This window comes from Traorella massiliensis (genome assembly GCF_900104665.1).
Taxonomy (GTDB): Bacteria; Bacillota_I; Bacilli_A; order Erysipelotrichales; family Erysipelotrichaceae; genus Traorella; species Traorella massiliensis.
The window spans coordinates 556,070-578,343 of record NZ_LT629967.1 but is presented as its reverse complement, the minus strand read 5'-3'; the positions used below and the strand labels follow the sequence as shown (position 1 = coordinate 578,343).

Here is a 22,274-nt window from a genome sequence, read left to right as displayed (position 1 = left end):
GTGACCGATGGGACACTCGGACGAATGGACATTTGCGGATTATTTCAAGCAGGAGCAGGCTGTTTTCCGTGGCATGATCTCCGCTGCCGTTGCATTGCGGTGGATGATCGAACACGATTTTGAACTGCCTGACGACGCCGGTTTGAAACAGATGGAGGCGGAAGTAAACCGTGAATTGTGTGAAGCATGGGGCGAAATTTTTTCGCTGGCTGTGCTGGAATGGCGGGACGGCCAGTAACTCCGGGCCGTCTGCGGATTGTGAGGCTGCCACTGTGTACGGCGGCTTTTTTTGCACCCAAACACCATCACAATCTGAATTTATGGAGGTAAATTTATGGAATTTTTCAATAGTGCAGTTGATACTTTGCAGACCATCGTTGTGGGCCTCGGCGGCGCGCTTTGCGTATGGGGCGGCGTCAATCTTTTGGAGGGATACGGGGCGGACAACCCGGCAAGCAAGTCACAGGGAATTAAGCAGCTTGTCGCCGGAGGTGGCGTTGCCCTGATCGGTATGACCCTTGTTCCGCTGCTGTCCGGGCTGCTGGGATAACCCCCATGTGTGTTAGAAAACCCTCCGCGCCCTCTCTGATCGGGGAGGGCGCGGGAAAGGAGGTGTCCCCACATGATCGGTGATTTAATCGGGGAATGGATCAAAGGAATCCTGATCGACGGTATCATGGGCAACCTGTCCGGCCTGTTTAACACAGTCAATACCAAAGTCGGGGAAATCGCGTCGGATGTGGGCAGTACCCCGCAGGACTGGAACGGCGGCATTTTCTCCATGCTGCAAAACCTGTCCGAAACGGTGATCGTCCCCATTGCGGCGGCCATTCTCGCCCTTGTGATGTGCTATGAGCTGATCGACATGATCGTGGAAAAGAACAATATGCACGACTTCGACAGCTCCATGTTCTTCCGCTGGATTTTCAAAAGCGCCTTTGCCATTCTCATTGTGACGAACACATGGAATATCGTCATGGGCGTGTTTGACGCCACCCAGCAGGTCGTCAACCAAAGCGCCGGGGTGATTATCGGAGATACCAGCATTGATTTTGACACGCTGCTGCCCGATCTGGAAAGCCGCCTTGAAGCAATGGACATCGGGCCGCTGCTGGGCCTGTGGTTCCAGACCCTTGTTGTGGGGCTGACGATGAACATTCTTTCCATCTGCATTTTCCTTGTGACCTATGGAAGAATGATTGAAATTTACGCCGTGACCGCATTGGGGCCGATCCCCCTTGCCACGCTGGGCAATGCAGAGTGGCGCGGCATGGGCCAGAACTACTTGAAATCCCTGCTTGCGCTGGGCTTCCAAGCCTTTTTAATCATGGTGGTTGTCGGGATTTATGCGGTGCTGATCCAGCAGATCGGAACCGCCGACGACATATCCGGCGCGATCTGGGGCTGTATGGGCTATACCGTTTTGCTTTGCTTCTGTCTGTTCAAGACCGGCAGCATATCGAAAGCCGTATTTACCGCACATTGACAGACAGGAGGAATACCAACCATCGAGGAAACACAAAAGAAAACCTACAACATCCTTTACGCCGACCCGCCGTGGAGATATGAGTGCAAACGGACAGGGGCGGCGGAACATCACTATCCCACCATGAGCATTGACGATCTGTGCGCCCTGCCGGTGGAAACGCTGGCGGGAAAAGACTGCCTCTTGTTTTTGTGGGCGACTTTCCCACAGCTCCCGGAGGCGCTGCGTCTGATTAAGGCGTGGGGCTTTTCCTTTAAGACCGTGGCCTTTGTCTGGCTGAAATTGAACCGCAAAAGCCCCACATGGTTTTACGGACTGGGCTATTGGACGAGAGGAAACGCGGAAATCTGCCTGCTTGCCAAGCGGGGCCATCCCAAGCGTTACTCCAAAAGCGTCCATCAGTTTATCATTTCCCCGGTGGAGGAACACAGCAAGAAACCAGACATTACCCGCGAGAAAATCATAGCCCTTGCGGGCGACCTGCCCCGCGCAGAACTGTTTGCCAGACAGAAAACCCCCGGCTGGGATGCGTGGGGCAATGAATTGGACAGCGATTTTTCCCTGTCCGTACCAGAAACGAGGTGACTTTTTATGGCTTATGTAACTGTCCCCAAGGATTTAACCAAGGTCAAATCCAAGGTAGTATTCGGGCTGACGAAACGCCAGCTCATTTGTTTTGGCGGCGCGCTGCTGGTAGGCGTCCCGCTTTTCTTTTTGATCCGGGGCCGCGTCCCGACCAGCGCGGCGGCGCTCATTATGGTGTTTGCCATGCTGCCGGGCTTTCTGCTGGCGCTTTACGAAAAACACGGCCAGCCCCTTGAAGTGGTGGTGCGCCAGATCGTAGAGTGCTGCTTCATCCAGCCCAAGGAGAGGCCCTACCAGACCAACAACGCTTATACCGCCCTTGTGCGGCAATCCCAAATGGAAAAGGAGGTCAACGCCATTGTCCAAAAAGCAAAAGAACGAAACGAGCGCAAAAGCGCCGGTCAAGCTCACCCGCGCCGAAAAGAAAGAGATTCAGGCCGTCATCCGAAAGTATAAGGGCGACGGCAAACCCCATTCGGCGCAGGCCAGTATTCCCTATGAGGCCATGTATCAGGACGGCGTGTGCCGGGTAACGCCCCGCACCTTTTCCAAGTGCATTGAGTTTACGGACATCAGCTACCAACTGGCGCAGGCGGACACCAAGACCGCCATCTTTGAAAACCTGTGCGACCTCTACAACTATCTGGACGCCTCCATTCATGTGCAGTTTTCCTTTATCAACCGCAAGATCGACCCCAAGCAGTACGCCAAGAGCTTTGAAATCCGGGCGCAGGGGGACGACTTTGACGACATCCGCAGCGAGTATTCCGACATTTTGCAAGACCAGCTTGTGAACGGGAACAACGGCCTGATGAAGCGGAAATTTATGACCTACACCATCGAGGCGGACAGCCTGAAAATGGCCCGCGCCAGACTGCGCCGGATCGAAACCGACCTTTTGGGCTATTTCAAGAGCATGGGGGCCTCCGCGTGGGGACTGGACGCCAAGGAACGGCTGGAAGTCATGCACAGCATTTTCCACCCGGACGGGGAGCCGTTTTCTTTTGACTGGAAGTGGCTTGCCCCGTCGGGGCTTTCCACCAAGGACTTTATCGCCCCGTCCTCGTTCCGCTTCGGCAATGCCCGGATGTTCGGGCTGGGCGGCAAATACGGGGCGGTGAGCTTCCTGCAAATCCTCTCCCCGGAGCTGTCGGATGAAATGCTGGCCGACTTCCTCAACACAGAAAACGGCATTGTGGTGAACCTCCATGTGCAGGCCATCGACCAGAGCGACGCCATTAAGACGGTCAAGCGCAAGATCACCGACCTTGACGCCATGAAGATTCAGGAACAGAAACGGGCGGTAAGAAGTGGTTACGACATGGATATACTTCCCAGCGACCTTGCCACCTACGGGCAGGACGCCAAGGAGCTGCTAAAGACCTTGCAGAGCCGGAATGAACGGATGTTCCAGCTTACCTTTTTGGTGCTGAACACCGCAGACACCCGGCAAAAGCTGGAAAACGATGTGTTCTGGGCTGCCGGGATCGCCCAGAAATACAACTGTTCCCTTGTACGGCTGGACTACCAGCAGGAACAGGGGCTTATGAGTAGCCTGCCGCTGGGGGCCAGCCACACCCAGATTGAACGCTCCCTGACGACTTCCAGCGTGGCCGTGTTCGTCCCCTTTGTAACGCAGGAGCTTTTTCAGGGCGGCGACGCCATGTATTACGGGATCAACGCCAAGACCGGCAACATGATTATGCTCGACCGCAAACGGGCGAGGTGTCCCAACGGGCTAAAGCTGGGGACACCGGGAAGCGGCAAAAGTATGAGCTGTAAATCAGAAATTTTGAGCGTGTTCCTCTGCACCCCGGACGATGTGTATATCTGTGATCCAGAGGCCGAGTATTACCCCCTTGTGAAGCGGCTGCATGGGCAGGTGGTGAAGCTGTCGCCTACCAGCAAAAACTATGTGAACCCGCTGGACATCAACCTGAATTACTCCGAGGACGAAAACCCGCTGGCCTTGAAATCCGACTTTGTGCTGTCGTTCTGTGAGCTTGTCATGGGCGGCAAGAACGGGCTGGAAGCCATTGAAAAGACGGTGATCGACCGGGCGGTACAGGTGATCTACCGACCTTATCTGGCAAACCCCAAGCCGGAAAATATGCCCATCCTTGCAGACCTACACAAAGCCCTGTTAGACCAGCATATCCCGGAGGCCGACCGGGTGGCGCAGGCCCTTGACCTGTATGTGTCCGGCAGCCTAAATGTGTTCAACCACAGAACCAACATCGACATTCAAAACCGCATTGTGGCCTTTGACATCAAGGAGCTGGGCAAGCAGCTAAAGAAAATCGGTATGCTCATTGTCCAAGACCAGATTTGGGGGCGCGTCACCCAAAACCGCAGCAAGGGCAAGGCGACATGGTATTTCTGTGATGAGTTCCACCTGCTTTTGCGTGAGGAACAGACGGCGGCCTTTTCCTGTGAGATTTGGAAGCGTTTCCGTAAGTGGGGCGGGATTCCCACAGGTGCGACGCAGAATGTAAAAGACCTGCTTTCCTCCCCGGAAATTGAGAACATTTTGGAAAACAGCGACTTTATCTGCCTGCTCAATCAGGCCAGCGGCGACCGCAAAATCCTTGCGGAACGGCTGAACATTTCGCCCCAGCAATTACGGTATGTTGACAATTCCGAACCCGGCGAGGGGCTTCTCATTTACGAAAATGTGATCCTGCCCTTTAAGAACCCCATCCCGAAAAACACCCAGCTCTACCAGATCATGACGACCCGGTTAGGTGAGGGGGCGACGGTATGAGCGCCTTAACACATTTCAGCCTGTTTTCCGGGATCGGCGGGATCGACCTTGCGGCGGAAGCCGCAGGGTTTACCACCGTATGCCAGTGCGAATGGGCGGATTTCCCGATGGAAGTTTTGAAAAAGCACTGGCCGCAGGTACCAAAATTCCGGGACATTACCACAGTGACAAAGGAGGCATTTTTTGAAAAAACAGGACGAGAAACCACCACACTTATTTCCGGGGGATTCCCCTGCCAGCCCTTTTCCAGCGCCGGGAAACAACGGGGATTTGAGGACGAACGGTATTTATGGCCCGAAATGCTCCGCGTTATCCGGGAACTGCACCCCTCTTGGGTGCTTGGAGAAAATGTTGCTGGCTTCATCCATCTGGGGCTCGACAAGACGGTTTTTGACTTGGAGCAGGCAGGCTACGCCGTTAGGGTTTTCGTACTTCCTGCTGTCGCCGTCGGCGCATGGCATGAGCGCAAAAGAACTTTCATCATCGGCCATGCTGCTTCCCACGCCCCTTGCCAGCGACACGGGGGATGTGGGGAAAACTGTCGATGTACGGATGACCCCGACCGGGAGCTTCCGAAAATACAACCCCAGCGGAACCGTATGGACGGCGCGGCTGTCATGGGCGGTTTACAAACTGCTGGGCAGCCCGCCGGGGGATGTGAAACTGAATCCCGACTGGGTGGAATGGCTGATGGGATTCCCCCGGAGATGGACGGACATTCCATGTGGGCCAAAGAACCGGCGCAAATCCCGTACTTAATCAGCGACCCGCCGGCGAATGTGGCAAAGCGGTTAAAGACTTTGGGAAACGCAGTTGTTCCCCCGCAGGTGTACCCCATCCTGCGCTATATTGCAGAGATCGAAACCGGGCGCTGCCGGAACAGACCGCAAGGAGGTGATGTTACATGAACCCATTGAAACCCCGCGACAAGGTAACGCAGCACATGACCCGCGACGGCCTGACGCTGGATAACCAGACCACCGGCGAAAGCGTCAATGTGTCCAGCCGGGAGGCCGAGCAGGAATACACCGCCCAGCCGGAGGGCGCGGCGGAAAAAATACTGGAACGGGCGGACGAACTGCACGACCGCCACAAGGCAAAGAAAGCGGCCAAGGACGCCGGGGAAACCGTGGCGCAGACCACCGGCCCCGTTTCCCGGTTGCAGTTTACCGCCGAGGAACGGGCCTCCCCAGAGCTGGCCCCGTATATCAAAAAGGCAGAAAAGCGGGCGGATAAGCTGGAAGCGGCCAAAGAAGCCCTGCCGAAAAAGCGCGTCGTCACCAAGGAAACCGTTTATGACGAGGCCAAGGGCAAGGCCAAAAGCAGGCTGTATTTTGACAAGGTGGAGAAAGCCCCTCCCCAGCTCAAACCAAACCCGGCCAGCCGTCCCATACAGGAAGCCGGGCTTTACCTCCACGGAAAAATCCATGAGGTAGAACACGAAAATGTGGGCGTGGAGGGCGGCCACAAGGGGGAGGAACTGGCGGAACGGCAGGTGGGCCGCATGATCCGCAGCGGCGTCCACCGCCACAAGCTCAAACCCTACCGGGCCGCAGCCAAGGCCGAGCGAAAGTCCATCGCTGCCAACGCCGAGTTTGCGTATCAAAAATCCCTGCGGGACAACCCGGAGCTGGCGCAGGCGGTCAAGAACCCCGTTTCCCGCTTCTGGCAGAAACAGCACATCAAGCGGGAATATGCCAAGGTAGCAAGGGCGGCGGGTCAGACCGCACAGGGGGCCGCAGGCACCGCCAAGACCACGGGTGCCGCAGCCAAGAAAGCCGCAGAAAAAAGCAGACAGGCCGCGTCCTTTGCCGCCCGGCACTGGAAAGGGGCGCTGATCGTCGGCGGCGTGGGCCTCATGCTCCTGCTGGTGATGGGCGGCCTGCAATCCTGCACCGCCATGTTTGGCAGCACCGGGACGGGCCTTGCCGCCACCTCCTATCTCTCCGAGGACAGCGATATGCTGGGAGCCGAAGCCGCCTATGCCGCGCTGGAAGCAGACTTGCAGCACGAACTTGACAACTACGAAAGCCTGCACCCTGGCTATGACGAATACCGTTTCGATCTGGACGAGATCAAACATGACCCCTATGTGCTGACCTCCATCCTCTCCGCGCTGCATAACGGCGTGTTCACTTTGGGGGAGGTACAGGGCGACCTTGCCATGCTCTTTGAAAAGCAGTACATCCTGACCCAGACCATCGAAACGGAAACCCGCTACCGCACCGAAACGAGGACGGACAGCGAGGGAAACACCTATACCGTGGAAGTTCCCTACACCTATTACATCTGCAATGTGAAGCTGGAAAACTTTGACCTGTCCCACCTGCCCATCTACATTCTCACCGAGGAACAGATGGGCTTTTATGCTGCCTATATGCAGACTTTGGGCAACCGGCCAGACCTGTTTCCCAACGGCAGCTATCCCCACGCCTCCACCCCGAAAGAGCCGACCTACTATGAAATCCCCCCGGAGGCGCTAAAGGACGAAGCCTTTGCCGCCATGATCGCGGAGGCGGAAAAGTATGTGGGCTATCCCTATGTGTGGGGCGGCAGCTCCCCAAGCACCAGCTTTGATTGTTCCGGCTTCATTAGCTGGGTTATCAATCATTCCGGCTGGAATGTGGGACGCCAGACGGCGCAGGGGCTTTACAACATCTGCACTCCCGTTTCCCCGGAGCAGGCCAAGCCCGGCGACCTTGTATTTTTCGTCGGCACTTATGACACTGCCGGGATGTCCCATGTGGGGCTGTATGTGGGAAATTCGGTCATGCTGCACTGCGGCGACCCCATTTCCTACACGAACCTCAATTCAAGCTACTGGCAGCAGCATTTTTATTGTTACGGGCGTTTGCCTTAAACGCCAGAAAGGAGTAAATCACTATGGCAATGAACAAATTGGAACGCATTGAAAAGGATATTGAGAAAACCAAGGGCAAGATCGCGGAGCTGCAAAAGCAGCTTCGGGAGCTGGAAGCGGCCAAGACCGAACAGGAAAACTTGCAGATCGTCCAGCTTGTGCGCGGCCTCAACATGACCCCGCAGGAGTTCGCCGCCTTTGTGCGCGGCGGCGCGTTGCAGGCGGCCCCGGCCCCGATCCCGGACTTTGAACAGGAGGACAGCGCCCATGAAGAAATCTAAACTGTTCCGCACCTTGACGCTGGCTGTGGCCGCTGCGCTCTGCATGGCGACCACGACCGTTACCGCCTACGCCGAGGGCGCTGACCCTGACCCGGTGCCGCTGCCGGAAACCACCGAGGCCCCCGCAGAAGTGCCGGAGGAAACCGAAGAACCCACCACCGGCGGCATGGAGCCGGAGGGCGTACCTGTCACCCCGCAGGGCAACGCTACGCTGGTGGATGATTTTTTCGGGGATAAGCAGCTTATCACCGTTACCACCAAGGCCGGGAATTATTTTTACATCCTGATCGACCGGGCCAACGAGGACAAGGAAACGGCGGTGCATTTCCTCAACCAAGTGGACGACGCCGACCTGCAAGCCTTGTTGGAGGACGGGAAAAAAGAGCCGGAGGTCTGCACCTGTACGGCCAAGTGTCAAGCCGGGGCCGTCAATACGGCCTGCCCGGTCTGTAAAAACAACCTGACCGCCTGCAACGGGCCGGAGCCGAAGCCCCAGCCGGAGGAAGAAAAGCCGCAGGAGGAAAAGCCAAGCGGCATGGGCGGCCTTGTGGTGTTCTTTGTGGTGGTGCTGCTGGGCGGCGGCGCAGCCCTCTACTTCCTGAAATTCAAAAAGGAAAAAGCCGACACCACAGGCAATGACGATCTGGCCGAGTATGACTTTGGAGAGGACGAGGACGAGGACGACGAGGACGAAGCCCCGGAGCCGGACGAGGATATGACAAGTGAAGATGGAAATAAGGAGGACGAAGTATGAGCTATCAGTTAGTAATTGCAGAGAAACCAAGCGTCGCCCGCAGCATTGCGGGCGTGATCGGCGCGGACAAGAAACAGGACGGTTACATGGAGGGAAACGGCTATCTGGTGAGCTGGTGTATCGGCCACCTTGTTTCCCTTGCCGACGCCGGGACTTATGACGAGCGTTTCAAAAAATGGCGCTACGACGACCTGCCGATTCTGCCGCAGGAATGGCAGTACATCATTCCCGATGATAAGAAAAAGCAGTTTGACACCCTGCGTTCTTTGATGGAGCGCCCCGATGTTACCGGCCTTGTGTGCGCCACTGACGCCGGGCGCGAGGGGGAATTGATTTTCCGTTTCGTCTACCAGATGGCGGGCTGCAAGAAACCGTTTCAGCGCCTTTGGATTTCCAGCATGGAGGACGCGGCCATCAAGGACGGCTTTGCCCATCTGAAACCGGGAACTGACTATGACAACTTGTATCAGTCGGCCCTTTGCCGGGCGCAGGCGGATTGGCTGATGGGGATCAACGCGACAAGACTTTTCTCCATCCTCTACCACAAGACCCTGACCGTGGGCCGTGTCCAGACGCCGACCCTGAAAATGCTGGTTGACCGGGAGGCCAAGATCAGCAGCTTTCAGAAAGAGAAATACCACATCGTCCAGATTGCGGCGGGCGGCATGGAGGCGGCCAGTGAACGCATGAGAAACGCAGACGACGCCAAGGCCCTGAAAGCCGCCTGTGAAACGGCGCAGGCCGTTTGTGTGTCGGTAACACGGGAGAAAAAGACGGAGCAGCCGCCCCGCCTCTATGACCTCACCACCTTGCAGCGGGAAGCAAACCGCCTGTTTGGATTTACCGCCAAGCAGACCCTTGACTATGCCCAGCAGCTCTATGAAAAGAAGCTGCTGACCTATCCCCGCACCGACAGTCAGTATTTGACCGATGATATGCTGCCAACGGCGGAAAGCCTTGTGTCCGGCCTGTGGCCGCTGCTTCCTTTTGCAACGGGGCTTGACCTGTCCCCGCAGTTTGGCCGGGTGCTGAACAGCAAAAAAGTGAGCGACCACCACGCCATTGTCCCGACGATGGAATTTGTGCAGAAAGGCTTTGACGGGCTGGCCGAGGGGGAAAAGAAACTGCTGTCCCTTGTGTGCTGCAAGCTGCTGTGCGCCGTGGCCGCGCCCCATGTGTATGAAGCTGTCACCGCCACATTCACCTGTGCCGGGAACACCTTTACCGCCAAGGGAAAAACCATCCTGACCCCCGGCTGGAAAGAGCTTGACCGCCGCTTTAAGGCGTCGTTCAAAACAGACGCCGACGACACCGCCCCGGAGCCTGCGCGGGAACTGCCGGAGATCACCGAGGGACAGACCTTTGACAAGGTAACTGCCGCCGTCACCGAGCATTTCACCGCACCGCCAAAATCCTACACGGAAGATACCCTGCTTTCTGCTATGGAGCGCGCCGGTGCGGACGATCTGCCGGAGGACGCCGAGCGGCAGGGATTGGGAACCCCGGCCACCCGCGCCTCCATCTTAGAAAAGCTGGTGCAGATGGGCTTTGTGGAGCGCAGGGGAAAACAGCTACTTCCCACCAAGGACGGCCACAACCTTGCCTGTGTGCTGCCGGAAGTGCTGACCTCTCCCCAGCTTACGGCACAGTGGGAAACGGAGCTGACAGCCATTGCCAAGGGGCAGGCCGACCCGGAGGGCTTCATGGCTGGCATTGCAGAAATGACAAGGGGCCTGATCGTGGGCTACTCCCAGATCAGCGAGGACGCGCAGAAGTTGTTTCAGACCGAGCGTGTGGTTATCGGCAAATGTCCGCGCTGCGGGGAAAGCGTCTACGAGGGCAAAAAGAACTACTACTGCGGAAACCGAAGCTGCCAGTTTGTCATGTGGAAGAATGACCGATTTTTTGAGGAACGAGGCAAGGCGTTCACCCCGAAGATCGCCGCCGCGCTCCTTAAAGACGGAAAAGCAAAGGTAAAGGGCCTGCGCTCCATGAAAATCGGCAAAACCTATGACGGGACGGTGCTTTTGGCCGATACCGGCGGCAAGTATGTGAACTACCGCGTGGAACAGAGGGGCAAAAACTAAAAACAGCAAGCATAGGGAGTGTAGCCACACTCCCGGCAAAATTCCTGACCCGGCGCACCTGCCGGGCCGGGGATTTTCTCTTTGGGGAAGCCCCAAACCCTTATATTATGTGAAAGGAGCGATTCAATGAGCGAAGTGTTTTCCGTACTTCTTCATAACCGACAGCGTTATGAGCAAGGCAAAGAGGGCCTATGGTTTTCTCTGCCGACCACAACCGAAAAACTGCAAGCAGCCCTGCGGGAAATCGGAATCAGCACCGACAATCCACAGGACTTTTTTCTATATGGGTATAGAAGCCCACAGAAGCGACCTATTAAGCTGCCCCGTGATATGGTGCTGTCCGCAGGCATGGATGAATTAAACTTCCTTGCTGCAAGATTGGAAAAGCTGGACGCCGCCGAACTTACGGAGCTGAACGCCGCCCTGACAAGCCCGCAGAGTGATTTTCACAATATCGGCCAGATTATCGACTATCCCGAAAATGTGGACTTTTATGTGCATTTGCCGGATGTCACCAGCACAGGACAGTTGGGCGACTACTATCTAAACCGTTCCGGCATGGTGGATATGCCGGAGGAATGGAAAGCAGGGATTCTCCTGCCCCGTTTTGGCCTGCATATTGCCAACACAGAGCATGGTGTTTTTACCGATTATGGCTATCTGGTAAAAAGCGGCGACGAATGGCAGCGCGTCCATGAGGGCCAGCCAGTGCCGGAACAATACCGGGTGATGGCCTATCCTGCGCCGGAAATTCTGCGGGAGGAAAGCAAGGTACAGCCGGAGGCGGCAGCGCCTACAAAGGCCCCGCAGCCTGTCACCCCCATTCTCTTAAACGGCCAGAACAGCGCCGAGCGCATGAAAGAGATCACCGACCGGCTGGAAACCGGCATACAGGAGCTTTTCGAGAGTGAACGCTACAAAGCCTATCTCACCACCATGTCCAAGTTCCACAGTTACAGCTTCAACAACACCCTCCTGATCGCCATGCAGGGCGGACAGCTTGTGGCGGGCTACAACAAGTGGCGGGACGATTTTCACCGCAATGTAAAGAAAGGCGAAAAGGCCATCAAGATACTGGCCCCGGCCCCGTTCAAGGCGAAAAAGGAAGTGCAAAAGCTGGACGCACAGGGCAGGCCGGTGATGGGAAAAGACGGAAAGCCTGTTACCGAAGTACAGGAAATACAGGTTCCGGCCTTTAAGATCGTTTCTGTCTTTGATGTGAGCCAGACCGAGGGGGAACCGCTGCCCTCTATCGGCGTGGAAGAACTGACCGGCAGCGTGGAACGCTACGGGGAATTTTTCAAGGCGCTGGAACAGACCTCCCCGGTTCCCATTGGTTTTGAGGACATTCCGGGCGGTTCCCACGGCTATTACCACCTGACGGAAAAGCGGATCGCCATTCAGGAGGGCATGAGCGAATTACAGACCCTAAAGACAGCCATCCATGAGATCGCCCATTCCAAGCTCCACGCCATCGACCCGGAAGCCCCGGCCATTGAGCAGGCCGACCGCCCCGACAGCCGCACCCGCGAAGTGCAGGCTGAAAGCGTGGCCTATGCCGTATGCCAGCATTACGGGCTGGACACCTCCGACTATTCCTTTGGCTATGTGGCCGGTTGGAGTTCCGGCAAGGACTTGAAAGAGCTGAAAGCCTCCCTTGAAACCATCCGGGCCACCGCCCATGAACTGATTACCACCATTGACGGCCACCTTGCCCAGCTTCAGAAAGAACGGCAGGCCCAGCAGGAGCAGCCGCAGGCCGCGCCGCTGGAACAGGCCGCCGAGCAGCCAGACCCGGACAGCGTATTTTCCAAGCTGCCCCCGGAGCAACAGCAGGAAATGACCGCCAGCGTAAAAGCTATGCTGCAAACCCTGATTGACGCGGATTTGAAATCCACCGGCGAAGTGTCGCAGGGAACCAAGGAGGCGGCGCAGGTGCAGGGCTTTACCATTGCCGGGGATGGAACGCTGGAACAGGCCAAAGCCCCGCAGGAGGCCGCCTACCGTCTGGAAAGCGGCGATTACCTGTATATCCAGACATCGGAAACCGGCTATGATTACACGCTGTACGGCCCCGACTACAAAGAACTGGACGGAGGCCAGCTTGACAATCCCGGCCTGTCCCTTGTGGAAGCCGGAAAAGAAATCCTTGCGATCCATGAGCGACCGGCTGGGACAATGGAACCCCTGACCGGCGACGGGCTGGATGATTTTCTGGAAGCAACCGAACAGGCCAACGCCATTCCCCAGCCGCAGGCGTGGAATGGGATCGACGGCCTGTTGAATGGAAAGCCGTTCATGCCGGAGGCGTCCCCGGCTGACCGAGCCGCCGCTCTGATTGAACTGGCAGAGAAAAACGCCCCGCGTTTGGGCAGCGAGGAACGGCAGTTGATCGTGGCCTATGCCGAGGCCGTGGGCGATACCGACAAAGTAATCGGGCTTATCAACCGCCTGTGCGAACAGGGCTATGAGCTGCAAAAGGGCCAGATGGATTCCTTTGTGAAAAGCGAGATCGGAAGTGAGATTGCCGTTGCCAACGCCCAGCGGCAGATCGCGCAGAATCCGGCAGCGGAGCCGGTTGTCACGATCCTTTGGAGCGAAAGTCCCCATCTGAAAGACGGACAGCAAATGCCGCTGCATGAGGCCGAGGCCGTTTTCAAGGAGCTGGACAGTGCCAGACGCCATGAACGGGAGCAGCCGGGCTATACGGGCCATTGGTACGACAAGACCAAGTTCCGCATTGACTTTACCATGCAGGGCCAGCCGGACAGCTACGAGGGACGGCAGGACTTTGGCGACGGGGACGGTTCCCTGATCCAACATATCCGGGGCTACCACGAATACTATGCACAGGATGAAAGCTGGAAAAACCATGTGCTGCACCATGAGGGGCCGGAGGCATGGGAGGCGGACAAGGCCCAGCGGGATATGCTGCTGCATGAGTTCGTCCCATATATGGAACTGCATTGCAATCTGGCCGCTATGGAGCAGGAGGCCCGGCGTCCCCTGCGATCCGGGGAAACCCTGACGCCGGAACAGACCGCTTATTTCAACGCGGTTCTGGACTATGTAAAGGAGTGCCGCCCGCTTCTCAATCAGGGCCAGTACCATTTGCCGGAGCCGCCGCAGCTTGCCGATTTCGACCAGAACTTGCAGGACTACAAAAAACAGATCGAGGCAGAGCTGGAACAGGAGGCCGCCGCTGCCGGGCTGACGGTGGAGGAATATGTTGCCTCTGATTATGAAGCACCAGCGCAGCCCAACTTTTCCATCTACCAAGTGCCGCCCGGCCCAGAGGGGCGCGACTTCCGCTATCGTTCCTATGAGGACTTGCAGGCGGACGGGCTTTCGGTGGACAGGAAGAATTATCAGCTTGTCTACACCGCGCCGCTGGACAAGGACACCACACTGGACGAGATTTACCGCCGCTTCAACATAGAACATCCCTCCGATTACAAGGGACATTCCCTCTCTACGGGGGATATTGTGGTGTTCCGGCAGGATGGGAAACAGACTGCCTACTATGTGGACGAGGGGGCCGACTACCGGCAGGTGCCGGAGTTTTTCGCCCAGCCGGAAAAGCAGCTCACGCCGGACGAGTGCATGACCGGCGAACAAATCCAGACGCCAAGGGGCCGTTTCTATCTGACCGACAGGAGCCGGGAACAGATGGAGGCCGCCGGGTATGGATTCCACCACCAGTCGGAGGACGGCAGGTATCTTATTATGGCAAACGGCACAAGGGCCTTTGCCATCCCCGCCCAGCAGGAAAGCCATATCAAGACGGCGGAAATGTCCACCGAGCAGAACTACAACATGATCGATGGCATGATGAACAATGCCCCGTCTATGGAGGAACTGGAAGCAAGGGCAAAAGCCGGGGAACAGATTTCCCTTTTGGATGTGGCCGAGGCAGCCAAGGCGGAGGCCAAAAAGCCCAAGCAGACCCGAAAGACGACGCAGAAGCAAAAGAAACCGTCCATCCGGGCGCAGCTTGCCGCCGCCAAGGAGGAACAGAAAAAGAAACCCCCGGCGCGGGAAAAATCAAAAGAAATGGAGGTATGAGGAATGTATTTCACCGTGGAAGAAGAAAACCTGATCTGTCTGTACCACAACGCCGACCGCCGCAAGACGGCGGCAAATCTCCGGGCAGCTTTGCCGGACATGGACAAGGAAATGGCGGTGCTGGCCTGTCAGACCGCCGATAAGCTGGACGCCATGAGCGACGCCGACTTTGCGGCGCAGCGGTTCCACTTCACAGACGAATAAGCAAAACGCCGGGTGCGGGGGCTGTCAAAGCCTCTGCGTCCGGCGCTTCTTTTTTTGTCCATTTTCCCGCATTTAGAACCCCGTTTTGAGGGGAACAGGATAACTTTATCCACCTGCCTGCCGACCATGCGGAAAAACCCTTGATTTCCGTGGACTTTTACCGCCCTAAATGCGTAGACAGGAGGTATCTTTTCCGCTGGCGTTCCGCCTCTTTCTTCCGGCGTACCTGCACCGCACAATCCGGGCAGTATTTGGCCCGGTTGGAGTTGGGCGTAAACGCCGCCCCGCAGACGGCGCAGCGTTTGATCTCGTCCCGGCCTTTGGTGATCTCGGCGCACAGGGCCGCGTCCAGCGGCAGGACGGCCACCTTGAACCACCGGCACAGCAGCGAATAGGAAATACTCTGCACACAGACACATTCCTCCCCATCGTCCAGCAGGAGGCAGTTCCCGTTACAGTAGTTGCAGCACTCATGGGTGAGCCTGCGGGCCTTGCGGTATTGGGGGTAACTCATTCTCGGTATGTTCATCGTTCCTGCGTATGCTCCTTTCCCGGCGCTGTCCGCAAAATGCTGTCTACATTCTGTTTGACAATGCCGTATTCTTTCAACTTCTGTTTCGCTTCGCTGTACTGTGCGGACAGCCGTTCCCGTTCTGCGTCCAGCTTTTTATACTCGGTTTTGAGGGCGTACAGGTTGGGGAGCTTTGTGACCCCGGCCTCTTTGAGCGCCTTTGCCGCCGCCTCATACAAGATCAGTTGGCTTTCATGCTGCCGCCGGAACGCGGCCTTGTCTTTGGTATTTCGCAGTTCCAGCGCCACAGGCCGGAGCTGCTTGTAGGCGGAGAGGTTTTTTATCAGCAGCGCCATATCCCCAAGGCGGCGTTCTGCGTCTTTCAAGGCGGAGGCCGCCGCGTCGTTTGCCGCGCTGATCTCGGCCAGCCTGCTTTCCAAGCCCTCGTAGCTGTCGATCTGGTGTTCTGTGATGAAGTTTAAGGAATTGGCGGCCTGCTTCAAGTTGTGCAGCTTCGCCCACCGCGCATAGCCCGCCGACTGCTGGGCCTTGATACTGTCCTCCAAGGCGATCCGCAGGGAGATTTCCCCGGTGCTTCTTCTGCGCGGCCCCCGGTCTATGGAAATGCCCTTGATTCGCTGGGTGATCCGTTCCTCGGTGTAATCCTCCCCCAAGGTCTTGCAGCGGGTGAAGCGTTCCTGTCCGGGGGCGCGGAATGAAATAAACTTGCCCTGTTTGACTTCATAGCCCTGCGCCTCCATGAGCCGCAGAAAACTATCAAAGTCTTTGGCCTGCGGAATGGCCGCGTCGATAGCAATTTTCAGTTTTGCTTTCCAGCTCTTGCCCTTTTTCTGTGCGTCCCACTCGGCGTAGGTCTTGCCCTTGTCCTTGCCGGGCTTTACCACAGACAGGCCGTGTTCCTTGCACAGCCGGTCGCTGGTGCGCCGGATAAAGGCATAGCTCTGGCGGTTGGAAATGTACTTGCGCTGGTTCGCCATATCCACGGCACAGAAAATGATGTGGTTATGCAGATGGCCCTTGTCAATGTGGGTGGTAATCACATAGGGGTATTTGCCTTGCAGCACTTCATCGGCAAGCTGCCGCCCGATCTCGTGGGCCTGCTCCGCCGTGGTTTCCCCCGGTTCAAAGGCTTGTATCAGGTGGTGGGCCAGATTGTTGCCCTTTTGGTACGCCTGATCTAACAGCATTTGAAATTCAATATCCGCCGTTTCATAGGAACAGCCATAGGAAGAAACGAACAGCTTTTCATCGGTCTTGTCCGGGTTCTCGATGTAGTCCAGCGCTTTTTTCAGCGTTGACTTGATAGGATGGATCTTTGTAACTGCCATATCTGTGCCAGCGCCCCCTTGATGTCCTCCAAGTCCTGCGCGTACACAGTCCCGGTACTGTTGATACGCCTTGCAATCTGGTTGATGTTGACGCCGATTTTTTGCAGCTCTGCGGTCTGCGCCCGGACAGGGCCGGTGTCGATATGGACGATATAGCCGTCAATCAGCATTTTCCGGGCGTAGGCAGAAAAGTTTTTTGTGCCAAGCTGGGCCATCTTCTGCTGGATCAGCGCCCGTTCCTCCGGCGTCACCGGGACGCGCAGCACAAACTTTCGTTTTCGGTTTGCCACTTTCGCACCTCCATTCATTCAGGGGTTTGGGGATTTCCCCAAGATACAAACGGGAAGCCGTTTGCCGGGAGTGTGGCTACACTCCCTATGCTTGCTGTCTTTGTTCTTCTTCCCCTAAAAAGCGTTCTGACCCCAAAGAAATACCCGCAAAATCCCGGTTTTTCCGAAAAACGCATAAAAAAAGAGAGGGCGCAGCCTTGCGTCCTCCCAAAAACAAAACAGAGGGTTGTCATGCACCCTCCGTTTCGTCATTCTTCTGTTGAATTTGAATGGCCCCGTCAATCGCGCCCTCGATGATCGGCAGAAATTCTTCCGGGCAGAGTTTCAGCTTGTGGCTGACCCGCTGCCGCTGTGCGCTTTCCTCCCGCATGATCTCCGGGTTAAAATACCGTTCCACGGGAAGCCCGCAGATTTTAATAAGCTGTATGATAACCGGCAGGCTGGGAATCGTGCCGTCATTTTCGATGTTGGCAAGATAGCGCCAGTCGATATTGACCTGTTCCGCCAGCGTCTTACGCGATAACTGCTTGACTTTCCGCGCCTCTTTTACATCTGCGCCGAAAGTTTCAAAGCCGGGACAATCTTTGATATTTGCCATATAGCACCACCCATTTACATTGTATATTTCATATTTTCTCAATGGAATGTTGCTATATGCAGTAAGATTAAACTTTATAATTCATATCCCGAAACATAGGCAGAGGAAATTATTGCCACCCCCCTTTTTGAAATATTGACAAGATACGCCTCTCGTGTTATACTGTTATACAAAACAGCATAACAGTTAAAACACACGGAGGATGCAGCAATGAAACTGATTATTTCAAATGTATCTGGCATCCCCATATACGAGCAGATTAAACAGCAGATCAAGGCGGCTATTTTATCTGGCGAGCTTCAAGCCGAAGAAACTTTGCCCTCCCTTAGAACACTTGCCAAAGACTTAAAGATCAGCGTCTTAACAGTGACAAAGGCATACACAGAATTAGAGCAAGAGGGCTTTGTTAAAAATGTGCAGGGGCGTGGATGTTTCGTAATGGGGTCTGGTTCAGAACTGATTAAGGAGCAGCTTATTTGCAAAGTAGAAAACAATCTCACCGAAGCAATAAAAGCTGCAAGAATGGCAAATCTATCCACAGAGGAATTACATCGCCTTTTGGACATTTTAACGGAGGTAAAAACAGATGACTAATTATTTAGAGGTAACGAATCTTTCAAAATCTTTTGATTCTTTTCAGCTTCACAATATCAGCTTTACTTTGCCAAAGGGATATATTATGGGCTTGATTGGCCCGAATGGTTCTGGCAAAACAACGACAATCAAACTGATTTTGAATATGCTCAAGCGCACCGGTGGCACAGTCAAAGTGATGGGGCTGGATAATATCGCAGAAGAACAAAAAGTAAAATCAGAGCTGGGCGTTGTTTTCGATACAAATTATTTCAGTGATGATTGGAAAGTGTCGCAGGTTGAAAAATCCATTTCGGTATTTTATCCAAATTGGGACAGCCAGAAATTTGCGGATATGTTACGGAAATTTCACATTGCACCAACCAAAAAGGTAAAAGAACTTTCCAAAGGTATGCAGATGAAGTTAATGCTTGCCTGTGCGTTTTCATACGACGCCAAGCTGCTGATCCTCGACGAGCCGACCAGTGGACTTGATCCGGTTTCCAGAGATGAACTTTTGAAAATTCTTTCAGAGTATATTGAAGATGGCGAGCATAGTGTTTTGTTCTCCACCCATATCACAGGCGATTTGGAGCGTGCAGCCGATTATATTACCTACATCAGTTATGGCGAGCTGTACTTTACTGGCAGCAAAGATGATTTTGTAGATATGTTCCGCATTGTAAAAGGTGGAATTGAGGAATTGTCCGATGATCTGAAAAATAAGGCGGCTGGTATTCGTGCATTCCCTACGGGATTTGAGGCTCTGATGAAAACCGAAGATATTAGCGGTTTCCCTAACCTGACCGTTGATCCTGCCACCATTGATGAAATTGTAGTGTTTACAAGCAAGAAAGGTGACGATTATGAGTAATATTTTGAAATCCACAAAATTAGATATTGCATTGGTAAAACCATATTTTAAGACGATTTGCTTTACCCTGCTCCTGCCGATTGTGTTTGCCGCAATCAATCGTTCTTTGCTGACAGGGGTATCATTTGCTATGTGCTTTATTGCCATGACGACGGGATATACCTTTTCCATCACAGAAAAAAACAGCATGGATCGTCTGTTTGGTATTTTACCTGTTCGTAAAAGCGAGCTTGTGATCGGACGCTATGTTTTTGTCCTTGCAATGGGGCTTCTTTCCTTGATTATTTCTTTGATTGCACAGCCGCTTGTCTTGAAAGTGCTGGGTGAAACAGTTGGCGTATTTGATATTGTAACTGCCGCTATTGCAGGAGTATTCTTATTTGCACTCTATACCGTGTTCCAGATTCCGGGATATTACAAGTACGGCTCAATCAAAGGACGGGTATTTATGTATATTCCAGTGGCCGGTTTTTTGGTGACTTTACTTCTTCTCTCTAAAATGCCAGCTATCGGGAACTCAATTATTTCAGTCGTTGAATCTTCTCCGATACTTCTCGTTTTCCTTGCGGTTTTTGCTATTGTCGTGATGTATGCGGTTTCAATCTTCTTGTCCATTCGGGTTATGAAGAATAAGGAAATGTGAGGTGATTGTATGGATTTCACAATTTTGGCAGTTGTGCTTTTGATTGGTGTTGGCGTTCCTATCCGTAATAAACTCATACGGAAATATCGGGATAAGAAAAAGAATGATCGCAATTCGGAGTGAACAATATGGAGAAAACAGAGTTCATCCGCTGCCCAGTCTGCGGGAATAAAACACGCGACAAAATTCGGGAAGATACCGTACTTAAAAATTTTCCTCTCTTTTGTCCAAAATGTAAAAGTGAATGTCTAATCGACATTGAACAATTAGACTTACGATTAGCATTATGGGAATACCGTCGTTACTAATGACAGTATTCTGTTTGCTTTATGAGAAAATGCTCAATGCTGGAATGGGCAATAAATTTGAATTTGACAAGGAGATAATAATGATACCAATTTCTGATATTCTCATCCGCTCAATTAGTGGGTATGTGTTTATGGTTCCAGTCTTCGTACTGTATTTCTTGTGGCTCAAAAAATTGGGGAGAACACAAAGTTTTCTCCATACCGCTGCAGTGTTTGTTTTTGGTTATTATTTATTCGGACTTTTGACCGTCACAGGCATCGGCTTTACAAGCACAATGACCTTTCGCCCGAACATTTCTTGGACTCCATTTATCGGTATGATAACTGGGCCAATTGATACCATTCTGAATATTATTCTGTTTGTCCCGTTGGGATTTTTCCTGCCGCTGCTGTACAAGAAATATCATCACATGAAGACGGTTGCATTGACTGGCTTTCTGTTTTCTTTGGCTGTTGAAATTGTCCAGATGTTTGGCTGGGGTTCTTCCGACATCAATGACTTGATGACAAATACCGCTGGAGCCTGTATTGGATTTTTAGTTTATTGTCTGCTGTCAAGAATCTTGCCTGCCAATCTGAAAAAGCAACTTCAATCCAGCCGTGTCAATGCTGTGGCTGAAGTACTTCTCTTTGCTATTTGCACATTTGCCATTATGGTCACGGCTCAGACTTGGTTTGTCCATGATGTGCTGAATGTTCCATAAATTGTATCGGAAACAATCGGTCTCAGATATAAAAAAATAGTGTCTTCTGTTTGACACACCTGCAGACCGATTTTTCCGTATTGAACTTAGTCGCGTCAACGAAGCCACTACCTATGGAATTTCAATCTTTTCCTTCCTGTTATGCTTGGACAGATTGAATAATTCTCTTTGTGTTATATCTATTATTTTTAGGTAATAGTCCACAACGGCTTCTAACATGAAGGTACAAAAAATAAAAGTTGATCCTCAATCAACCCTATTATTGTACTCTTCAATTCATACTTTTCGATCTCAATGGTAGTATGGTTAGATAGACATCTGTTGCCGCTATCCCTTGGTAAGTTACCCGTTCAGCTTACCTACAAATTTAGAATACAATAAATGGCATCATTTGAACAGACTATATTTTTGGGATGAACTGTTCTACTATGAGAGCTTCGGTCTGTTTGCTGTGCTGATTCTGGTACAGTTGGCGGCCACCGGCGCAGCAGCGTTCCGCTTTTACTACAAACAAAGAAAAGGCTGAATAGAAAATAGGTATCATCAATCAAAAATATCATTGGAGGTATAACTTATGGAAAAAGAAACAATGGGAACTGTAATTTCAGTTATAAAACAATGGTGGTTAAAAGTGAATCGTAAACCTGCCCGCGTTCATGCGATGGATGGCGCAGCCTTTCCGCATACTATCAAGGTCAAATATACGATAGACGGCAAAGATTACATCTGCCGAAAATGGATTGGCGCAGGAAACAAAGTCCCTGACAAGGGAACAACGATTAAAGTTATCTATTGTGAAGATAAGCCATCGAAAGCAAGAATTGAACTCTAATTCAAATTGAATGACTAACATGGTATGTTTTGTGGCCTTTGCGGCATGAAACATACCTGCATATTCAAACATCTGCCTCCACAGCGGGGAAAAGAAAAAAACCGCTGACGGGCAGAGGATTTCGTGCGCTTTCCTGTATCACTGACGGATACGGCGGTTTTGAGTAGATCAAGGCCGCCGTTTCTTTTTGCTTCGACGACCCCTGCACCGTGTTCTGGCATGGCGGCTTTAGGAGGGAGCCGCCATGCAACGAAAACTACTTCGACAAATTCCGACAGGGGTTAGCCTGTCAAAAAAAGCCGTCCCCCGGCAGCGGGGACAAGCGGCTGTGCGTATGTACTATACTATGTAGGAAAAGAACATATTGCTTTTTGTTTCGCCCAGCGGGTCTTTGATCTGCCGGGCGAATTTTGTTATTTCCTGCGGTCTGCTATCCGGCGCAAAAAGAAATTTCAAAAAAGTGAAAAAAGGAGGCGTTTAGCGGGCAGCCAGAGAGATTCCATTCG

The 22,274-nt window shown here is 53.5% G+C and carries 23 protein-coding genes; 19 read left to right on the top strand and 4 right to left on the bottom strand.

Annotated features, from left to right (window positions below; translation table 11 throughout):
* Positions 1-7 precede the first annotated feature (7 nt).
* From BQ5367_RS04015 to BQ5367_RS03955, 13 genes are all read left to right on the top strand, one after another.
* Positions 8-238 (top strand): hypothetical protein, encoded by a 231-nt coding sequence (locus BQ5367_RS04015; RefSeq protein WP_003819034.1) that lies wholly within the window; start codon positions 8-10, stop codon positions 236-238.
* 96 nt (positions 239-334) lie between these two features.
* Positions 335-550 carry a Maff2 family mobile element protein gene (locus BQ5367_RS04010; protein WP_002566673.1) on the top strand — a complete coding sequence of 72 codons (216 nt, stop codon included), beginning with the start codon at positions 335-337 and terminating at the stop codon, positions 548-550.
* Positions 551-622: 72 nt separating this feature from the next.
* The gene (locus BQ5367_RS13035) at positions 623-1,486 is read left to right on the top strand and encodes a VirB6/TrbL-like conjugal transfer protein, CD1112 family (RefSeq protein WP_005946756.1); all 864 of its coding nucleotides are present in this window, start codon (positions 623-625) and stop codon (positions 1,484-1,486) included.
* A 12-nt stretch (positions 1,487-1,498) separates the two neighbouring features.
* Positions 1,499-2,071, top strand: coding sequence for an MT-A70 family methyltransferase (locus BQ5367_RS13030; protein ID WP_456243193.1), 573 nt, complete (start codon positions 1,499-1,501; stop codon positions 2,069-2,071).
* Positions 2,072-2,077: 6 nt separating this feature from the next.
* A complete protein-coding gene (locus BQ5367_RS13025) occupies positions 2,078-2,527 on the top strand; it encodes a PrgI family protein (RefSeq protein ID WP_003509300.1) in 450 nt (149 codons plus the stop codon).
* Positions 2,430-4,835, top strand: coding sequence for a VirB4-like conjugal transfer ATPase, CD1110 family (locus tag BQ5367_RS03990; protein WP_071441256.1), 2,406 nt, complete (start codon positions 2,430-2,432; stop codon positions 4,833-4,835). Before BQ5367_RS13025 ends, BQ5367_RS03990 begins: the two co-directional genes overlap by 98 nt.
* Entirely contained in the window at positions 4,832-5,743 is a 912-nt protein-coding gene (locus BQ5367_RS03985; RefSeq protein WP_071441255.1) for a DNA cytosine methyltransferase, read from the top strand. The genes BQ5367_RS03990 and BQ5367_RS03985 overlap by 4 nt, the downstream gene beginning before the upstream one ends.
* The gene (locus BQ5367_RS03980) at positions 5,740-7,695 is read left to right on the top strand and encodes a C40 family peptidase (protein ID WP_071441254.1); all 1,956 of its coding nucleotides are present in this window, start codon (positions 5,740-5,742) and stop codon (positions 7,693-7,695) included. Before BQ5367_RS03985 ends, BQ5367_RS03980 begins: the two co-directional genes overlap by 4 nt.
* 23 nt (positions 7,696-7,718) lie before the next feature.
* A complete protein-coding gene (locus BQ5367_RS03975; protein WP_003509287.1) occupies positions 7,719-7,976 on the top strand; it encodes a DUF4315 family protein in 258 nt (85 codons plus the stop codon).
* The gene (locus BQ5367_RS03970) at positions 7,963-8,730 is read left to right on the top strand and encodes a DUF4366 domain-containing protein (protein ID WP_071441253.1); all 768 of its coding nucleotides are present in this window, start codon (positions 7,963-7,965) and stop codon (positions 8,728-8,730) included. Before BQ5367_RS03975 ends, BQ5367_RS03970 begins: the two co-directional genes overlap by 14 nt.
* Positions 8,727-10,817, top strand: a complete 2,091-nt coding sequence (locus BQ5367_RS03965; RefSeq protein ID WP_071441252.1) for a DNA topoisomerase 3 — start codon at positions 8,727-8,729, stop codon at positions 10,815-10,817. The genes BQ5367_RS03970 and BQ5367_RS03965 overlap by 4 nt, the downstream gene beginning before the upstream one ends.
* A 126-nt stretch (positions 10,818-10,943) precedes the next feature.
* Positions 10,944-14,882, top strand: coding sequence for an LPD25 domain-containing protein (locus BQ5367_RS03960; RefSeq protein WP_071441251.1), 3,939 nt, complete (start codon positions 10,944-10,946; stop codon positions 14,880-14,882).
* Positions 14,883-14,885: 3 nt separating this feature from the next.
* Positions 14,886-15,086, top strand: a complete 201-nt coding sequence (locus BQ5367_RS03955; RefSeq protein WP_071441250.1) for a transposon-transfer assisting family protein — start codon at positions 14,886-14,888, stop codon at positions 15,084-15,086.
* A 157-nt stretch (positions 15,087-15,243) separates the two neighbouring features.
* Here BQ5367_RS03955 and BQ5367_RS13020 read toward each other — a convergent pair whose 3' ends face one another.
* From BQ5367_RS13020 to BQ5367_RS03935, 4 genes are all read right to left on the bottom strand, one after another.
* Positions 15,244-15,600 carry a cysteine-rich VLP domain-containing protein gene (locus BQ5367_RS13020; protein ID WP_432205934.1) on the bottom strand — a complete coding sequence of 119 codons (357 nt, stop codon included), beginning with the start codon at positions 15,598-15,600 and terminating at the stop codon, positions 15,244-15,246.
* A gap of 11 nt (positions 15,601-15,611) precedes the next feature.
* Entirely contained in the window at positions 15,612-16,946 is a 1,335-nt protein-coding gene (locus BQ5367_RS03950) for a relaxase/mobilization nuclease domain-containing protein (protein WP_071441249.1), read from the bottom strand.
* Positions 16,907-17,236: a plasmid mobilization protein gene (locus tag BQ5367_RS03945; RefSeq protein ID WP_002566656.1), complete on the bottom strand. Its 330-nt coding sequence runs from the start codon at positions 17,234-17,236 to the stop codon at positions 16,907-16,909. The genes BQ5367_RS03950 and BQ5367_RS03945 overlap by 40 nt, the downstream gene beginning before the upstream one ends.
* Before the next feature lie 229 nt (positions 17,237-17,465).
* A complete protein-coding gene (locus tag BQ5367_RS03935) occupies positions 17,466-17,834 on the bottom strand; it encodes a helix-turn-helix domain-containing protein (protein ID WP_004070797.1) in 369 nt (122 codons plus the stop codon).
* Positions 17,835-18,044: 210 nt separating this feature from the next.
* On the opposite strand from BQ5367_RS03935, the gene BQ5367_RS03930 reads away from it, so the two are divergent.
* The 6 genes from BQ5367_RS03930 (at position 18,045) to BQ5367_RS03910 (ending at position 21,768) form a co-directional block, all read left to right on the top strand.
* Positions 18,045-18,428 carry a GntR family transcriptional regulator gene (locus BQ5367_RS03930; protein ID WP_015564335.1) on the top strand — a complete coding sequence of 128 codons (384 nt, stop codon included), beginning with the start codon at positions 18,045-18,047 and terminating at the stop codon, positions 18,426-18,428.
* Positions 18,421-19,281 carry an ABC transporter ATP-binding protein gene (locus tag BQ5367_RS03925; protein WP_071441247.1) on the top strand — a complete coding sequence of 287 codons (861 nt, stop codon included), beginning with the start codon at positions 18,421-18,423 and terminating at the stop codon, positions 19,279-19,281. Before BQ5367_RS03930 ends, BQ5367_RS03925 begins: the two co-directional genes overlap by 8 nt.
* The gene (locus tag BQ5367_RS03920; protein ID WP_015542934.1) at positions 19,274-19,924 is read left to right on the top strand and encodes an ABC-2 transporter permease; all 651 of its coding nucleotides are present in this window, start codon (positions 19,274-19,276) and stop codon (positions 19,922-19,924) included. Before BQ5367_RS03925 ends, BQ5367_RS03920 begins: the two co-directional genes overlap by 8 nt.
* Positions 19,925-20,052: 128 nt before the next feature.
* Positions 20,053-20,232 (top strand): cysteine-rich KTR domain-containing protein, encoded by a 180-nt coding sequence (locus BQ5367_RS13015; RefSeq protein ID WP_074021989.1) that lies wholly within the window; start codon positions 20,053-20,055, stop codon positions 20,230-20,232.
* Positions 20,233-20,312: 80 nt separating this feature from the next.
* Positions 20,313-20,936: a VanZ family protein gene (locus BQ5367_RS03915; RefSeq protein WP_025580950.1), complete on the top strand. Its 624-nt coding sequence runs from the start codon at positions 20,313-20,315 to the stop codon at positions 20,934-20,936.
* 574 nt (positions 20,937-21,510) lie between these two features.
* Positions 21,511-21,768, top strand: a complete 258-nt coding sequence (locus tag BQ5367_RS03910) for a DUF3592 domain-containing protein (protein WP_071441246.1) — start codon at positions 21,511-21,513, stop codon at positions 21,766-21,768.
* Positions 21,769-22,274 lie beyond the last annotated feature (506 nt).

What these genes read in the sequence shown, in the direction of transcription:
- BQ5367_RS04015 (WP_003819034.1), top strand. Translation starts at nt 8, where the DNA reads ATGGGACACTCGGACGAATGGACATTTGCGGATTATTTCAAGCAGGAG.
- BQ5367_RS04010 (WP_002566673.1), top strand. Translation starts at nt 335, where the DNA reads ATGGAATTTTTCAATAGTGCAGTTGATACTTTGCAGACCATCGTTGTG.
- BQ5367_RS13035 (WP_005946756.1), top strand. Translation starts at nt 623, where the DNA reads ATGATCGGTGATTTAATCGGGGAATGGATCAAAGGAATCCTGATCGAC.
- BQ5367_RS13025 (WP_003509300.1), top strand. Translation starts at nt 2,078, where the DNA reads ATGGCTTATGTAACTGTCCCCAAGGATTTAACCAAGGTCAAATCCAAG.
- BQ5367_RS03985 (WP_071441255.1), top strand. Translation starts at nt 4,832, where the DNA reads ATGAGCGCCTTAACACATTTCAGCCTGTTTTCCGGGATCGGCGGGATC.
- BQ5367_RS03980 (WP_071441254.1), top strand. Translation starts at nt 5,740, where the DNA reads ATGAACCCATTGAAACCCCGCGACAAGGTAACGCAGCACATGACCCGC.
- BQ5367_RS03975 (WP_003509287.1), top strand. Translation starts at nt 7,719, where the DNA reads ATGGCAATGAACAAATTGGAACGCATTGAAAAGGATATTGAGAAAACC.
- BQ5367_RS03970 (WP_071441253.1), top strand. Translation starts at nt 7,963, where the DNA reads ATGAAGAAATCTAAACTGTTCCGCACCTTGACGCTGGCTGTGGCCGCT.
- BQ5367_RS03965 (WP_071441252.1), top strand. Translation starts at nt 8,727, where the DNA reads ATGAGCTATCAGTTAGTAATTGCAGAGAAACCAAGCGTCGCCCGCAGC.
- BQ5367_RS03960 (WP_071441251.1), top strand. Translation starts at nt 10,944, where the DNA reads ATGAGCGAAGTGTTTTCCGTACTTCTTCATAACCGACAGCGTTATGAG.
- BQ5367_RS03955 (WP_071441250.1), top strand. Translation starts at nt 14,886, where the DNA reads ATGTATTTCACCGTGGAAGAAGAAAACCTGATCTGTCTGTACCACAAC.
- BQ5367_RS13020 (WP_432205934.1), bottom strand. Translation starts at nt 15,600, where the DNA reads ATGAGTTACCCCCAATACCGCAAGGCCCGCAGGCTCACCCATGAGTGC.
- BQ5367_RS03950 (WP_071441249.1), bottom strand. Translation starts at nt 16,946, where the DNA reads ATGGCAGTTACAAAGATCCATCCTATCAAGTCAACGCTGAAAAAAGCG.
- BQ5367_RS03935 (WP_004070797.1), bottom strand. Translation starts at nt 17,834, where the DNA reads ATGGCAAATATCAAAGATTGTCCCGGCTTTGAAACTTTCGGCGCAGAT.
- BQ5367_RS03930 (WP_015564335.1), top strand. Translation starts at nt 18,045, where the DNA reads ATGAAACTGATTATTTCAAATGTATCTGGCATCCCCATATACGAGCAG.
- BQ5367_RS03925 (WP_071441247.1), top strand. Translation starts at nt 18,421, where the DNA reads ATGACTAATTATTTAGAGGTAACGAATCTTTCAAAATCTTTTGATTCT.
- BQ5367_RS03920 (WP_015542934.1), top strand. Translation starts at nt 19,274, where the DNA reads ATGAGTAATATTTTGAAATCCACAAAATTAGATATTGCATTGGTAAAA.
- BQ5367_RS13015 (WP_074021989.1), top strand. Translation starts at nt 20,053, where the DNA reads ATGGAGAAAACAGAGTTCATCCGCTGCCCAGTCTGCGGGAATAAAACA.
- BQ5367_RS03915 (WP_025580950.1), top strand. Translation starts at nt 20,313, where the DNA reads ATGATACCAATTTCTGATATTCTCATCCGCTCAATTAGTGGGTATGTG.
- BQ5367_RS03910 (WP_071441246.1), top strand. Translation starts at nt 21,511, where the DNA reads ATGGAAAAAGAAACAATGGGAACTGTAATTTCAGTTATAAAACAATGG.